Source organism: Nocardia sp. NPDC004860, assembly GCF_040609015.1.
Taxonomy (GTDB): Bacteria; Actinomycetota; Actinomycetes; order Mycobacteriales; family Mycobacteriaceae; genus Nocardia.
Map to the genome: position 1 here is coordinate 235,325 of NZ_JBEXJI010000005.1, position 15,524 is coordinate 250,848.

Sequence of the window (15,524 nt, forward strand, 5' to 3'; positions counted from 1 at the left end):
GTCACACTGTCCGATCCGATTGATCCGTCAGGAATGGAATTTCGCGCCCAGAGCGGCGTCCGCCACCAACTGCACCGCCTCGAAGCGCAACAGCACGCGGCCGTCGCGAGCGCAGGCGGTGACCGTGCCTCTGGCCACTGAACCGTTGATCTGGAGGGCATCCACGACCACCAGGAATTCACCCGTCCCGGGCAGGGCGTCGTACACCTCGACCGCACCGATCGCCGTCGGCAGGCTGTTCAGCCCGACGGTCCGGTGCACCTGCACCAGCGCCGCTTGCAGCAGCAGATCGGCCGACTCCGGGGAGTACTGCCCCGCGGCGAATTCGCCTGCGCCGAGCCGTGACTCGACCGGGCGGCACACCGCCACCAACCGCCCGTCCGCCGCCGCCACCGTGCCGGTGATCGCGGCCAGGGACGGTCCGTGGAACAGCACGCCGTCGGTGTAGGCCGTGACCGGTGCGACGACGCTCAGATCGGGCAGGGCGAGCACCGGTGCGGCGCCGGCCGATTCCGCCGGAACCTGCGCGCGGAAACGCGGGCGGCCGGCCGAGTCGGTGACCAGCACCTGCTCCCCCGTCACCGCCAGGTCCAGGTGCTGCGGCGCATCCGCGTCGAGCACCACACCCTTCAGGACGGAGAAGCCGGTCAGCCGGGTGGCCGGGATGCCGCGCAGACGCTGCGCCGCACCCAGGATCGCACCCACCGCCGCCGTGGCCGGCAGCACCGGGATCCCGCCGATGGCATGATCGGACAGCACCTCGTCGTCCGCCAGACCGGTCATCGGCAACCGCAGTACCGTTGTCCCGGTCGCGATCTCACGCGGCGGCTGCGCCGACAGCGGCTGGTTCGGCCCGACCACGACCACCACGTCGTGGGAGCGGTCCGTGCTGAACTGCTCGGCGAAGAAGTCCACGCCCGTCGGCAGCGGAATCAGCGTCACACCGCGTTCGGCGAACATCCGCTCGAGCTCCGGAGTCACCATGCCGCCGGCCCAGGCGCCCCAGTTCACCGAGGTGACGCGGGCGGCCGGAAGACGGCGGCGCAGGGCGGCCGCGACGCGGTTGAGCGCCTCGTTCGCACTGGCGTAGCTGGACTGCCCGCGGTTGCCGAAGAATCCGGCGATCGAGGAGAACAGCACCACGTGGTTCAGGCGGTCCTCGCCGAGGGCGTCCAGCACCGAGCGCAACCCGGCCAGTTTGGTCGCCAGCACCGGACCGACGTCAGCGCTGCGCTGATCGACGATCGCCTTGTCCGCGAGCACGCCCGCCCCGTGCACCAGGCCGGTGATCCGGTCCCGGTGCGGAGCCAGCGCGGCCGCGGTCGCGGCGGCGTCGGTCACGTCCACGGCCAGGTACTCCGCGGTCGCGCCGGTCGCCCGGATGGCCGCCAGGGTTTCCCGGATCTCCCGGCCCGCGATGAGCCCGCGGTAGATCCGCTCCACGTCCCGCGGCGTCGGCTTGGTGCCCGCCGCCCGCAGCTCGCCCACGATGGCGCCCTTGAGGGCGCCGTCGGGAACGCCTGCGGCCCAAGCGGGTTCATCCGCGAGTTCACTGCGGCCCAGCAGCAGCAGGCCGCTGCGGTAGCGCCGGGCCAGGCCGATGACGCACGCCGCGGTGACGCCGCGGCCGCCACCGGTGACCACGAGCAGATCGGCCTCGGTCGGTGCGGCGACCGAATCACCCTGCGGGAGCAGTGGATCGGTGCCGTCCTCGATCGTCGCGGCCAGCGTGCGGCGGCTCAGGTCCGCCGCCACGCCGACCTCGACAGCCGCGGTGTCCGCATCGGCGATCTCCGCGATCAGCTGGGCCACCGCCTGCTCGCCGGTGAGTTCCGGACTCAGGTCGACAGCACGGCAGAACAGCGAAGGTGCTTCGATCGCCAGCGTTTTCACCAGGCCCGGCAGTCCGCCGAGGAGTCCGGCGGCATCGCTGCCGCCGGACAGGCCCAGGAGCCCATCGATCCGGCTGACCGTGACGAAGGCCGCACGCCCGTGTTCGGCCGTCCGTTCCAGGGGGCGCTGGACGGAAGCCGCTGTCAGCAGTGCGGATTCGAGGGTCACGATGGACTCCGACCATCCGGCCGGGGCATCCGGAGCCAGGAACAGCGCCAGATCCACCCGATCGGCCGGCGCCTCCGTGCCACGCTGCACGGTCCAGCCCGCCGCCTCGAGGGCGGCGGAGATCGGCTCGGTCAGGGCGCTACCGTCGCCGGCGACCAGCGCCACCGGCTGCTCGGCGTACGCCCCGACCAGAGTGAGGACAGAAGGAATCTCGACAAGGCGCGCCTGCATCCGGCCAATCCGGGACGCGCCGTCAGCTTTTGGGAGAACCGCCTCCGCCCCATTGGCACCGGCGAGCGCGCCGCTGATGAAGGTGACGATGCCGCCCAGGGTCCGCAGCTCACCCATCTGCTCGGGTCCGGCCTGCGGGCTGTCGGGGAAGCGCTCCTGGAGCGCGCCCATGATCTCGACTCGCTTGATGGAGTCGATGCCGAGGTCGGCCTCGACATCCATGTCCATGTCGAGCATGTCGGTCGGGTAACCGGTCTTCTCGGCCACGACCTCCAGCAGTGCCTGCTGGACGACCTCGGTGGGGTCACCGGCGGGGGCGGCGGCCGGGGAGGGGGCCGGCGCAGCGGCGACGGGGGCGGCAACCGGGGCCGGAGCCACGGGAGCGGCGACCGGAGCGACCGGAGCGGCGGGGGCGACCGGGGCGACCGGAGCGACGGGGGCGGCGACCGGGGCCGCGGGAGCGGCGACGGCGACCGGCTGCGCGACCGGCTGCGCGACCGGGGCGGGCGCGGGGGCCGGAGCGGCGATGGCCTGGGTGTTGGCGGACTGGCCCACGTTCAGCTCGGGGCGCGGCAGGCGCTCGACCGGACGGCGCACGGCCGGGGCGACACCGCCCATGCCGGCCTCCAGGTAGGCGAAGCCCAGCAGCACCTCGCTGGCCTGGCTGTGCGCCTGGCCGATCGCGACGCTGTGGTCGCTGACCGAGGCGAGCCCGGCGACCGTGCGGTCGGTCAGGTTGCCCTGCAGCGCGTCGTATTCCAGGATGCCGCTGAGCCTTTCGGCCACCCGCAGCTGGCTGCTCAGGTACTCGCGGTGCAGCGCGAGGTGGTCACCGGCCATGGTGTCGGACCCGGACGCCGCCGGCGCCGCGGCCGGAGCCGGGGTGCTGTGGCCATTGCCGTTCCCGTTGCCGTTCCCCGGGGCCGGGGCCGGAGCGGCCTCCGGCCGGGGCACCTGATAGCCGTTCTCGAGTGCGTCCCGATAAGCGCCGCGGCGCTCCTCGGAGACGTAGTTGATGCCGTTCAAGGGAATCCTCATTCCTTTGGTTTCGACTACATCGGGGGCTGTGACGCTGTAGCGGTTGAATCCGGCGAGCGGCAGGCCGAGGACCGCGAGGCGTGCCGCGAGCTGCTTGAGCGAGCGGTCGCCGTCCGTGGCGGGGCCGGCATCCGCGGCCAGCACCACGACGTCGTCGCGGTCGGCCAGGATCTTGCGCACCAGTCCGGAAAGCACCGACTTGGGACCGAATTCGACGAACACCCGGTACCCGGCCTCGTACATCTCGAGCACGCGCGGCGCGAACGAGACCGGCTGCGACAGCTGCTCGACCAGGACCGCTCGGTTGCGGTCGAGGTCCGTGCCGTACTCCGCGCCGGCGGTGTTCGCGAACACCGGAATCGACGGGGCGGCGCAGACCGCCTCGGCAACCGCGGCGCGGAAGGCCGAAACACCGTGTGCGACATAGGAGGTGTGGAACGCCGCCGACACCGGCAGCAGGCTCGCACCCAGACCGAGCCGGTCGGCCTCCTCGGCGAAGGCGCGCACCGCGTCGGTGCCGCCGCCCACGACCGTCTGCTCCGGGGCATTGAGGTTGCAGATCACCACATCCGGGTGGGCCGCCAGCAGCTCGGTGAGCTGCTCGGCGCCACAGCGGAGCGCCGCCATGGTGCCCCGGTCGGACGCGCCTTCGGGCAGCTGGGCCATGGCCTGCCCACGGGCCCGGGCCAGGCGGTGGAAGGTGTCGTCGTCCAGGGCGCCGGCCGCCCACAGGGCGGTGAGCTCACCGAAGCTGTGCCCCAGGGTGCCTTCCGCGTCGAAACCCAGCTCCAGCAGGTACCGGTACTGACCGGAGGACAGCGCGCCGATCGCGGGCTGCGCGAAGTCCGTGCGGCGCAACGCCTCTTCCTGGCGCGCGGCGGTCTCGGGATCGAAGGCCTGCGGCGGGTAGATCACACGGCTGAGCGGCTCGGCGGGTTCCGAGATCCGGCTGGCGGCATCGAGGGTGGCACGCACCGGCGGCACGGCCAGCGCGGTCCGCACGCCCATGCCGACGTACTGGCTGCCCTGACCGGCGAACAGCGCGGCGACCTTGCCGGGCACCGCGGCCCGGCGGCGGTACCAGGCGCCACCCGGCAGCTCGAAGGCTTCGGCGTCCGGCTCGGCCCGCAACCGCTCGATCACCTTGTCCCGCAACGCATGCAGCTCGGCGGCGTCCCGGGCGACCACCGCCAGGCGGGCCTGCGCGGCCTCGATCGGCGCGTCCACGTCGCCGCCCGCCGGCCGCTCCGCGACCGCGGCCAGCAGCGCCTCGGCGTCCGCGCCCTGCCACACGTGCACCCGGTAATCGCGGTGCAGCGCACGGGCATCCGCCCCGGCGGGGTCGTATTCCTCGAGCACGCAGTGGAAATTGGTGCCACCGAATCCGAACGACGAGCTCGCCGCCCGCCGCCGGTCGCGATTCGGCTCCAGCACCCACGGCCGGGTCGAGGTGTTCACCCAGAACGGCGAGTTCGGGAAATCGACGGATTCCTTGGGCTTCTCGACATTGATCGTCGGCGGCAGCACCTTCTGGTGCAACGCCATCGAGAGCTTGATCAGACCCGCCGCGCCGGCCGCCGCCTTGGTGTGGCCGATCTGCGATTTGACGCTGCCGACCGCGCAGAACTGCTTGTCGTCGCTCGCCTCGGTGAAAACCTCACGCAGCGCCGACAATTCGGTCACGTCACCGACCGCGGTGCCGGTGCCGTGGCATTCCAGCAGGCCGATCTGCTCCGGCCCGAATCCGGCGTCGTCGTAGGCGCGCTTCAGCGCGACGATCTGGCCTTCCTTGCGTGGCGCGTAAATGCTCTTGAAACGCCCGTCGCTGGAACTGCCGATACCGCGCAGCACGGAGTAGATGCGGTCGCCGTCGCGTTCGGCGTCGGCCAGTCGCTTGAGGGCCAGCATGCCCATGCCCTCGCCGATCATGGTGCCGTCCGAATTCTCGTCGAACGGGCGGATCATGCCGGACTTGGACAACGCCGGGGTCTTGCTGAAGCACAGGTACATCAGGATGGTGTTCTCGGCGTCGCAGCCACCGCTGATCATCAGATCGGCACGGCCGGACACCAATTCGGCGACCGCCATGTGCACGGCGGCGAGCGAACTCGCGCAGGCGGCGTCCACCGTGCAGTTGGTGCCACCCAGGTCGAAACGGTTGGCGATGCGGCCGGCGACGACATTGCCGAGCATGCCCGGGAAGGAGTTCTCCTCCCACAGCGCGAAGGCCTTCACGAACTTCGCCGCGATCTCCTCGGCATCCTGGTCACTGAGCCCGCAGCTGCGCACGACCTCCTTCAGGACCGGCGTCTGCAGGCGCGTGGCCAGCGGCTGGGTGAGCGAGTTCGCGCCGGTGATACCGAGAATCACGCCGGTACGGCTCGAGTCGTACCACGTCGAGTCGAGGGCGCCCGCGTCCGCGAGGGTCTGCTTGGCCACCACCAGGCTCAGCAGCTGCAGGACGTCGGTGACCTCCAGCTGGTTCGGCGGCAGGCCGAATTCGAGCGGGTTGAAGTCGATCGTCGGAATGAAGCCGCCGCGTTTGGCGTAGGTCTTGTCCGGCGCGCTGGGATCCGGGTCGTAGTAATCCTCGATCCGCCAATGCGATTCCGGCACATCCTCGATGCAGTCGGCGGCCTCGACCACATTCGACCAGAATTCCGAGAGATCGGCGGAACGCGGGAACAGCGCGCCCAGGCCGACGATGGCGATAGGCGTATCGCCGAGCTTCATCCGATTGTCCATTGCACTTTTCCTTGGCTGGAGCGTCCGGTCAGGCCGCCGCGAGGCGGTCCTTCTCGGTGACGATGTAGCGGGCGAGTTCGGCGATGGTCGGGTGGTACCACAGCGCGGTGGTCTCCAGTTCGAAACCGAGCCAGGATTCCAGTTCGTTCCCCAGCACCAGGGCCTCGGTGGAATCCAGGCCGAAAGAATCGAAGAAGTCGTCGAAGGAAATCTCGGACGGCTCTGCCTGCAATTTGAAAGCAATCTTCTCGGCCAGCCAGTCCTGAACCTGCTCGACGGTGAGATCGGTGGTGTCAATCTTGTCGGTCATGATCAAACTCCAACAAACTGTAGGTAATTCGGGTCAGCGAGCGTTCTCGACGGAAAGGCTCCGGACGACCGCATCGGCGGCGGCCGCACCGGAATCGAAGGCCGACTCGTGGCTGCCCACGATGTCGATGCCCATCTTCCGGGAGTGGAAATACGAACCGGCGAACTTCACTCGGGAGTCACCGGCATTGATGGTGTGAATCCTGGACTGCAAGGACCGCGCCTCGACGGTGAACACCGGATGCCGATAGTCGAATTCGCGGATCATCTTCTCCGGCGCGACCTCGAACGGATAGTCCAGCGTCAGGAAGTAGTCGGTCGCACTGGTGAAGTCGTGCAACTGGTTGAGGTAGTAGACGACCCAGGTGCTCATATCGTCGTTGCTGCCCGCGCGCGCGTAATTCCAGCTGCGCCACTTCTCGCGGTCGACCGGCATGCACGCGGCGTCGGTGTGCAGGGCGGCGCGGGTGTGGTTGTAGCGGATCGCCTCGAGCATGCGCTGCGCCGGCGTCGGCTCGGCCAGCATGGCCAGCGCGTCATCGGCGTGCGCCGCGATGATCACCTCGTCGAAGCGCTCGGTGCCGGCATCGGTGGAGACGATCACACCCTCCGCGTCCTCGGCGACCCGGTCGGCGCTCGTGCCCAGCCGCACCTGCTGACCGGCTTCGGCCAGGCGTTCCAGCGCGGCACGGACGTAGTTGATGCTGCCGCCGGTCACCGTCCGCCAGGGCGCGGTCCGCCCGCCCAGGCCCTCGCGGCCGTGGCCGAGGAAGAAGGCGATCACGGTCGCGGCGGGCATGTCCCAGATCCGGTCCGCGGGCACCGACCAGGCGGCGGTCGCCACCAGCACCACGAACCCGTACCGGAAGGTGTCGCTGTAGCCGTTGCTGGTCAGATACTCACCGAGCGGCATCTCGGCCTGCTTCCGGATGAAGTGCTTCGGCGACTCCTCGTAGAAGCGCTCGGCCTCGGCCCACAGCTGCACGAAATCCTCGGGGTATTTGGCGCGAATCGCGGCCTCGTCCAGTTCGAAATCGTCCGACACGTAGCAGATACCGGTGTCGGCATTGTTGAAACTGAAGCGGCCCGGATGGTCCTGACCGGCGACCCCGAGATCGGCGAAGAACTTCGTAATCTTCTGGTAGTGCGGCTCGTTGTAGACGATGAATGCGGTGTCCAGCCCGAGGGTCCGGCCGGCATCGGTCACCTCGACCGAATTGGCATGCCCACCGGCATTCGATTCCTTCTCGAATACGGTCACATCGGCGTGCCCACGCAGATGATAAGCGGCCGAGATACCTGCTATTCCGGCGCCGATCACAGCAACCTTTGCCATGCCCATCCCTTCACGGTTGATCACGATCCGGTATCACCATAAACAGGGGGCGGCCGGCGGAGAACGCCACGAAGGGAGCACTCGCGCATGTATCCAAAGAGGTATTCGAGGCGCGGTGGCAGTCTGCGAGACTGCGACCATGGCGATCGACAGAACGACGTCTGGACACCATTGGAAAACCGAAGCCTATCGAATTGTTAATCTAGCACGAATTCTCCGCCTCTGTTTCGCGGAAGCACGGCCATTCGTTCAATTCATGTTCGCACTACGTTTCGTCGCCGCGTCGGCGCTCGCCGCGCCCCCGTTCTCCTCGATACCGCTCACGGCCTGGATCGATTACTCCTGGGCGGTCGCGGCGTGGTTTCTCACAACGGTGTGCGTCTATTTGATGAACGGCATCGCCGACGGCGTGAACGATCGGATCAACGGAGTCGGGCGGCCGATCGGCCGCGGCGACCTCGACCCACGCGACGCGGCGGCGGCCACGCAGCTGGCCGCGATCGCCGCGCTCGTCCTCGCACTGCACGTCGGAATCACCATGGCCGTCCTCGTTTTGGTGTTCCTCGCGCTCGGCTACTTCTACTCCATGCCCCCCATCCAGCTCAGCCACACCTGGGCCGGCTCCAGCGCGATCGTCACGGTCGGCGGATTGTGCACCTATCTGGCGGGAGGCGTGGCCATCCGCGCCCAGCTCACGCCCGACCTGGTGGTCTTCGCGGTGGTGATGTCACTGTGGATGGGATTGATCGGCGCGGTGGTCAAGGACTTCTCCGATGTCGCCGGTGATCGCGCGGCACAGCGGCGGGTGCTCACCCTGCTGGTCGGCGAGATGCCGTTGCGCAGGTGGGTATCCCTGGCCGCCCTCGGGGTGGCGACCGGCCTCGCGGTCGGCGCCTCCCGGCTTCCGACCCTCGAATGCCCCTGCGTCCCCATGATGTTCGGCGCGGCCCTGGTGGTGGGTTACACGCTCACCACCCGCTATCGCGATCCCCGGCCGGTGAGCCGGCGACCATACCGCGCCTTCATGATCACCCAGCTGGCCGCCAATCTCGGCGCGCTGATCAGCGGCCTGCCGGTGTGATCACTCCGGCGGATAGGGAGAGATCAGCTTGGCCGCCGTCGCGCGATTGACCATGTCCAGTCGCGACACGGCGCCGAGCTTCCTGAAGATATTCCGCAAGTGCCGCTTCACGGTGCCCTCGGTGATACCGAGGGCATTCGCGATCTGCCGGTTGCTCAACGCGCCGGCAACCTGTTCCACCACCTCCAGTTCCCGGTCGGTGAGCGTCTGGTCCGGCAGCGGATCCCGGTTCCCCCCACCGAATCCCTTGTCCTCCTGCCACGACACGTAGACGACCACCTCGCCGCCCGCGTCCGCGGCACGAATCGCCGACAGCAGCGTCTCCCGCTTGGCGCTCTTGTGCAGATAACCGGCTATGCCGTACTCGACGAGGTCGCGGATCAAGGCCGTGTCCTGATGCATGCTCACGATCAGCACTCGCGACTCGGGGCTCACGTCCCGCAGGGTGAGGAGGTTCTGCACCACGTCGCTCCCGGGCATCTCGACATCTAGGATCACGACCTTCGGGTGCAGCCGCTCCGCGTATTCCGCGCCGGCGCGGCCGTCGGCCGCCTGGCCCACGACCGTGATATCGCTTTCGCGGTCGAGGATCTCGCACAGCGCACCGCGCAGCATGTTGTGATCGTCGATGACCAGCACCGTAATCATCGCGGTCCTCACTCCACGTCGATAGGCAGCGGTATCCACACCGCGACGCGTGTTCCGAGGCCGGGAGACGAACCGAGAGTGACCGATCCGGACAGCAACTCGGCCCGCTCCCGCATCGAATGGAGCCCGTTCGACCGCCTCGGCTGCGACGGGTCGAATCCGATCCCGTTGTCCACCACCTGTGCCCAGACCTCGTGGGGCGCGATATCGACCTCGACGGCGACACGGGTGGCCTGGGCATGGGCGAAGGCATTGCGCAGCGCCTCACGCAGAATGAGGAACGTCTCGTCCATGACGTCGGTGGAGACCCAGGACTGCGACCCGTTGACCCGGATCTCGACCATCGGAGTCGTCCGCCCGACCGAGCGCACGAATGCCGTCAGAGCGTCCCGCAGGGAATTTCCGCCCTCCTCCGCCCGCAAACCCGTGGTGATGGCCGCCAATTCCGCGATCGCATCCGAAAGGACGTCCACGGCGGCGGCAATTCCCTTGCGGCCCTTCGGTTCTCCGGCCGCAACGATCTCCAGCTGATGCATGGCGACGCTGAGCGTGTTCCCCAGCCGGTCGTGAACCTCTCGCGCGAGCTTGCGCCGATCGGCATCGTTCACGATCCGGATCTGGTCCAGCAGAAAGGCGTCATACCCCTTGGCCCCGGCCTCCAGCCGGGCGAACAGGCTCCGGCTGAGAGCCGTTGCCAGCGTGACGATCTGATCCCGCTCCCCGGTGCCCGGACCGAGCGCATCCACCGCTTCGGCCATCACCAGTTCGAACATGATCACGGCCGCGCGCACCGAGCAGTCCGGACGGATCCCCCGGATACCCCGCCGCTCGGCCATGTTCACGAACCGCTCGACCGGGACCTCGACTCGGCTCGCCTGCCCGGATCCCATCGACTCGGCGCATTCACCGATGATCTGGCGCGCCTGAACGACACATTCCTCCCAGACCGCGTCGTCCGAAACCAGCGCGCTCCCAGCGTGTTCCAACTCCATGCGATAGCGATCGATCAGATACTGCTGTCGGTCCCTCAAGCGCGCGGCCGCACTCTCCGGCAGATTCGGCCTCATACATCAGTCCCGCCGTACTTCCCCGCTTCAGCTATTATGTTGCTATCGTTAACTCGCCGAAAAGCCCAGTGCCAACGCCATGTTCGCGCCACGATTACCATCGCCGATTTCCCTCACGATTCCCACACACGATGCACCGGGTTACCCCTCGGAGACATCCCGGAGTCACGCCGTACTGTACCCAAGGATCCCCCGTTCATCGACCGATCCGGCGCCCATCGCAGGGCTACCGAGCGGTTCGCAAAACGGGCAAAATACCTGGTCAGTTGCCCATTTCGGCGTGGTTCACGCCGCGTTCACCCCAGCCCCCTCGATTTCACCATGCGCGCACGCCGAACCTGTCCTGTCAGGAGCACTTCGGCAGACGACAGGGGCGGCCGAGCGCTCACATTAATGCCTCCTGAACACCGGAAAACCGTTGCGGGAAAGGAACATGCACCGTCCGTCGCACGAGAATTGAGTAGCGGTGGATGAGCTGCCGGCCGATACGCTGAGTGCGTGTTCAGCTGCGGCAAGCTCGGAATACTCACCCTCGGACTGGTGGTCTCACTCGGGCTCGGGGCGTGCTCGGCCACCGATACCGGCGACAGCGCCGCCAAGGGCAATGTCACAGCTACGCTGGGAGACGCCAACCCGCAACCGATAGCCTCGGACCCGCACCCGACGCTCCCGGTCACGGCGCACAGTTTCGACGGCACCGACGTGACGATCCAGGACTCGAGTCGCATCATCGCCGTCGACCGGTTCGGCACCCTCGCACAGACCGTCTACGCGCTGGGCCTCGGTAGCCGTCTCGTCGGGCGCAGCACCGCTGCCAAGATCCCCGCGATCGCGGGCCTGCCCAACGTCACCCCGGACGGCGAGGCCATGAGCGTGGAAGCCGTTCTGGCCCTGCACCCGACCGTACTGCTGACCGACACCACCACCGGAACTCCTGCGGTATTCGAACAGCTGCGAGCCGCAGCGGTGCCGATCGTCTTCTTCGACCCGGCACGAACGCTGAACGGCACCGGCCCACAGATCCAGGCGATCGCCGATACGCTGGGCGTCCACGACCAGGGCGTCGCTCTCGCGCAACGCACAACCGCCGAAATCGCCACCGCGACTGCGGCTCTCCCCGCACGGAATCCGAAGTTGCGCATCGCATTCGTCTATCTGCGCGGCACGGCGCTCACCATGCTCGCCGGCCCGGGCTCCGGCGCGGACGCCCTGATCACCGGCCTCGGCGCGGAAGACGCCGGAACGGCGGCCGGACTCGGCGAACCCTTCGTCGCCATCACCGGCGAGGCCATGATCGCGGCCCGCCCGGACATCCTCCTGGTCATGACCGACGGGCTCGATTCCATCGGTGGCACAACGGGATTGCTCAAAATCCCGGGCATCGCACAAACCCCCGCCGGGCACGCGCACCGGATCATCGACATGTCCGACAGCGTCCTGCTCAGCTTCGGCCCCAACACCGGCAGAGTGCTGGCCGCACTGCGATCGGCGATATTCCGCTGATCGATGTCGGCGTCAGAACGCCGCCTCGTCGAGATCCATCGGCCCGAGGTCGACATCGGTGATGATCGTGCGCACCGTACCGAGTTGCGGGAGCACATTTTTGGCGAAGAACGAGGCGGCGGCGACCTTCCCCTCGTAGAACGGGGTGCTGCCCGACGTGTCGATGGCGGTGAGCGCGACGCCGGCCTGGCGCAGCAGCAGCCAGCCGATCAGCAGGTCACCGACGGCGAGCAGAAAGCGCACCGACACCAGTCGGATGCGGTACAGCTCGGCCGGCTCCTGCTGCGCAGCGGAGCGGAAGCCGGTGAGGGTCGCGACCATCGCCTCGACGTCCTCGAGTGCGGTGGCCAGGAGAGCACGCTCGCGCTCGAGGCGGCCGCCTCCGACACTGCCCGCGAGGAACTTCGCGATCTGATCGGTCACGTGCGCGAACGCGGCACCGCGGTCACGCCCGATCTTGCGGAAGAAGAAGTCCTGCGCCTGGATCGCGGTGGTGCCCTCGAAGGTGAGCTCACAGGTCGCCGACGCCTCGAGTCCCATCTTGCGTTCCAGACCCGTGGCGAAGACGCCGTTGCGAGCGCCGAGCTCACCGGTGCCGGGGTCGAAGTGGAATTTCGGCACCACGAACAGCGACAGTCCCTTCGTCCCCGGTCCAGCGCCCTCCGGCCGAGCCAGCACCAGATGGAGGATGTTCTCCGAGATGTCGGAGTCGCCGCCGGTGATGAATCGCTTCACACCCTCGAGCCGCCAGCTGCCGTCGGCCTGCCGCATCGCGGTGGTGCGGCAGGCGCCGACATCGGAGCCGGCGTCGGCCTCGGTCAACACCATGGTCCCGCTCCACTCGCGCGCGGCCGCGATCTCGGCCCACCGCCGCTGAGTTGCGTTGCCCAGAATGTGCAGGATCTCGGCGTTCTGCGGTCCGCTCGTGTAGACGAACGCCGCGGGCTGGGCGCCGAGGATCAGTTCCCAGATCGACCATTTGACGACCGACGGCGCCGCCGTACCACCGACCTCCTCCTTCAGCCCCACCTTGTGCCAGCCGGCCTGCTGCCAGGCCCGCGTGGAGCGAATGAACGACGCGGGCAGCGATACCGCGTGCGCGGCCGCGTCGAACGTCGGCGGATTGCGGTCCGCGTCGGCGAACGACTCCGCCAGCGGGCCCTCGGCCAGCCGCGCCGCTTCGCCCAGCATGGCGCGGACCGTGGGGGCATCCAGGTCGCCGAACGCTCCCGAGTCGAGAACCCGGTCGATCGCCAGCACCTCGAAGAGGTTGAACTCGAGGTCGCGGACATTGCTCTTGTAGTGGCCCACCTGGATGCCTCCCTGTACTCGTACCGATCGAGATCTACTCGTAGATCTCGCCCTTGCCGGCCTTCTCCACCAGGGACTGCGGCGGCAGAAAGTGGTCACCGTAGCGATCGGCCAGCTCGCGGGCCCTGGCCACGAAGCCCGGCAAACCGCCCTCGTACTGGTTGATGAACTGGATGACGCCGCCGGTCCAGGCCGGGAAGCCGATGCCGAGCAGCGAACCGATATTGGCGTCCCGCACGGAGTTCAGCACCCCCTCGTCGAAACACTTGACCGTCTCGAGCGCCTCGGCGAACAGCATGCGGTCGCGCAGGTCCTCGAACGGGATCCGCTTGCCGCCGCTGCCGAAAGCCGCGCGCAGACCCGGCCAGATGCGGGTGCGCTTCCCGTCGACGTAGTCGTAGAAGCCCGCGCCGGCGGAGCGGCCCTTGCGATCGAACTCGTCGATCATGCGGTCGATGACGGCTTCCGAGCTGTGCGAGGCCCAGGTGCCGCCCGCGGCCTCGACCGCGGCACGCGACTCCTGCCGGACCTTGCGCGGCAGCGTCAACGTCAGCTCGTCCCACAACTGCAGCGGCGGAGCCGGATAGCCCGCCTGCGCACCGGCCTGCTCGATCGTCGCCGGCTCGACGCCCTCACCGACCGCGGCCACCGCCTCGTTGAGGAAGGTGCCGATCACGCGCGAGGTGAAGAAACCACGGCTGTCGTTGACGACGATGGGTGTCTTCCCGATCTGCAGGACGTAGTCGAAGACCTTCGCGAGCGTCGCGTCGGACGTCTTCTCACCGCGGATGATCTCCACGAGCCGCATCTTGTCCACCGGCGAGAAGAAGTGGATGCCGATGAAGTCCTCCGGCCGCTGCACGCCCTGTGCGAGACCCGTGATCGGCAGCGTCGAGGTGTTCGAACCGAGCACGGCGTCCGGCTCGACAATGTGCTCGATCTCGCCGAACACCTTGTGCTCGAGCTCCGGGCTCTCGAACACGGCCTCGATCACGAAGTCCACGCCGGCGAAGTCCGCCGGATCGGCCGTCGGCGTGATCCGCGCGAGCAGCGCATCCGACGCCTCCTGCGTGGTCTCGCCCCGCGACAGGGCCTTTCGCTCGAGTTCGACCGCGTAGCCCTTGCCCGCGACGGCGTTCGCCGGCGACACGTCCTTCAGCACGACGTCGATGCCGGCCTGCGCCGACACATAGGCGATGGCAGCGCCCATCATCCCGGCGCCGAGCACACCGACCTTCCGCGCGGCGTACTTCTCGAAACCCTCGGGACGCGAACCGCCCGCACTGATCCGCCGCAGGTCGAAGAAGAACGCCTTGGTCATGTTCTTCGCGACCTGACCGGTGACGATGCTGACGAAATAGCGCGCCTCGATCTTCGTGGCGGTCTCGAAGTCCACCTGCGCGCCCTCGATCGCGGCGGCCAGGATCGCCCGCGGGGCGGGCATCGGCGCGCCCTTGACCTGCTTGCGCAGATTGGCCGTGAAGGCCGGCAGGTTCGCCGCGAACGCCGGGTCCGACAGCGAGCCACCGGGCATCCGATAGCCCTCGGCGTCCCACGGCTGCACGGCCCCGGGGTTGGCCTTGATCCACTCCTTGGCCTTCGGCAGCAGTTCGTCCACGGTGGACACCAGCTCGTCGATCAGGCCGAATTCCTTGGCCTGCACCGGATTATGCCGCTGGCCGCGCATCAGCACAGTGCGGAGCGCATGCTGGATCCCGAGCAGGCGCGTGGTGCGGACGACGCCGCCCGCACCGGGCATCAGGCCGAAGGTGACCTCGGGTGATCCGACGACGACGCCCTCGATATTCGCCGCGATGCGGTGGTGCGTCGCGAGCGCGATCTCGAAGCCGCCGCCCAGGCAGAGGCCGTTGATGGCCGCCACGACCGGCTTGCCCAGCGTCTCCAGGCGGCGCAGCCGCGCGTTCAGCGCAGTGGTCGACTCGGTGACGTGCTCGGTGTGCTCCGGCGTCGCCCGGATCAGGTCCCGCAGATCACCACCCGCGAAGAACGAGCTCTTCGCCGACGCGATCACCACGCCGGTGATCGAGTCCCGCTCGGCCTCCAGCCGGTCCACGACCTGCCCGAAGGACTCCTGGAAGTCGGCGTTCATCGTGTTGGCGGGCTGGTTCGGGTCGTCCAGGGTCAGCACGACGATGCCGTCGGCGTCCCGGTCCCAGCGAATCGTGTTGGTCAT

9 protein-coding genes are annotated in these 15,524 nt (G+C 68.4%); 2 read left to right on the forward strand and 7 right to left on the reverse strand.

The genetic code is table 11. From position 1 onward, the window contains the following. Positions 1–27: 27 nt before the first annotated feature. The 3 genes from ABZV44_RS13800 to ABZV44_RS13810 are packed head-to-tail and all read right to left on the reverse strand — an operon-like array spanning position 28 to position 7,720. On the reverse strand, positions 28–6,075 hold the full coding sequence (locus ABZV44_RS13800; RefSeq protein WP_354835738.1) for an SDR family NAD(P)-dependent oxidoreductase: 6,048 nt from the start codon (positions 6,073–6,075) through the stop codon (positions 28–30). Positions 6,076–6,103: 28 nt separating this feature from the next. After that, positions 6,104–6,385, reverse strand: coding sequence for an acyl carrier protein (locus tag ABZV44_RS13805; RefSeq protein ID WP_354835740.1), 282 nt, complete (start codon positions 6,383–6,385; stop codon positions 6,104–6,106). A gap of 33 nt (positions 6,386–6,418) precedes the next feature. Beyond that, positions 6,419–7,720 carry an FAD-dependent oxidoreductase gene (locus ABZV44_RS13810; protein ID WP_354835742.1) on the reverse strand — a complete coding sequence of 434 codons (1,302 nt, stop codon included), beginning with the start codon at positions 7,718–7,720 and terminating at the stop codon, positions 6,419–6,421. 256 nt (positions 7,721–7,976) lie between these two features. Between ABZV44_RS13810 and ABZV44_RS13815 the strand changes: the two genes are divergently transcribed. After that, positions 7,977–8,801, forward strand: coding sequence for a UbiA family prenyltransferase (locus tag ABZV44_RS13815; RefSeq protein WP_354835745.1), 825 nt, complete (start codon positions 7,977–7,979; stop codon positions 8,799–8,801). Here the strand turns inward: ABZV44_RS13815 and ABZV44_RS13820 are convergent, their stop codons facing one another. Both ABZV44_RS13820 and ABZV44_RS13825 read right to left on the reverse strand, forming a co-directional pair. Next, positions 8,802–9,440 carry a response regulator transcription factor gene (locus ABZV44_RS13820; RefSeq protein ID WP_354835747.1) on the reverse strand — a complete coding sequence of 213 codons (639 nt, stop codon included), beginning with the start codon at positions 9,438–9,440 and terminating at the stop codon, positions 8,802–8,804. Between the two features lie 17 nt (positions 9,441–9,457). Next, positions 9,458–10,516 (reverse strand): ATP-binding protein, encoded by a 1,059-nt coding sequence (locus ABZV44_RS13825; protein WP_354835750.1) that lies wholly within the window; start codon positions 10,514–10,516, stop codon positions 9,458–9,460. Positions 10,517–11,014: 498 nt separating this feature from the next. Between ABZV44_RS13825 and ABZV44_RS13830 the strand changes: the two genes are divergently transcribed. Beyond that, on the forward strand, positions 11,015–12,019 hold the full coding sequence (locus tag ABZV44_RS13830; protein ID WP_354835752.1) for an ABC transporter substrate-binding protein: 1,005 nt from the start codon (positions 11,015–11,017) through the stop codon (positions 12,017–12,019). A 12-nt stretch (positions 12,020–12,031) separates the two neighbouring features. Here the strand turns inward: ABZV44_RS13830 and ABZV44_RS13835 are convergent, their stop codons facing one another. After that, entirely contained in the window at positions 12,032–13,330 is a 1,299-nt protein-coding gene (locus ABZV44_RS13835; protein WP_354835754.1) for an acyl-CoA dehydrogenase, read from the reverse strand. 34 nt (positions 13,331–13,364) lie between these two features. Continuing rightward, entirely contained in the window at positions 13,365–15,524 is a 2,160-nt protein-coding gene (locus ABZV44_RS13840; protein WP_354835756.1) for a 3-hydroxyacyl-CoA dehydrogenase NAD-binding domain-containing protein, read from the reverse strand.

Coding starts and splice junctions, on each gene's coding strand:
- ABZV44_RS13825 (WP_354835750.1), bottom strand. CDS start 10,516: ATGAGGCCGAATCTGCCGGAGAGTGCGGCCGCGCGCTTGAGGGACCGA.
- ABZV44_RS13805 (WP_354835740.1), bottom strand. CDS start 6,385: ATGACCGACAAGATTGACACCACCGATCTCACCGTCGAGCAGGTTCAG.
- ABZV44_RS13800 (WP_354835738.1), bottom strand. CDS start 6,075: ATGGACAATCGGATGAAGCTCGGCGATACGCCTATCGCCATCGTCGGC.
- ABZV44_RS13815 (WP_354835745.1), top strand. CDS start 7,977: ATGTTCGCACTACGTTTCGTCGCCGCGTCGGCGCTCGCCGCGCCCCCG.
- ABZV44_RS13840 (WP_354835756.1), bottom strand. CDS start 15,524: ATGACCAACACGATTCGCTGGGACCGGGACGCCGACGGCATCGTCGTG.
- ABZV44_RS13810 (WP_354835742.1), bottom strand. CDS start 7,720: ATGGCAAAGGTTGCTGTGATCGGCGCCGGAATAGCAGGTATCTCGGCC.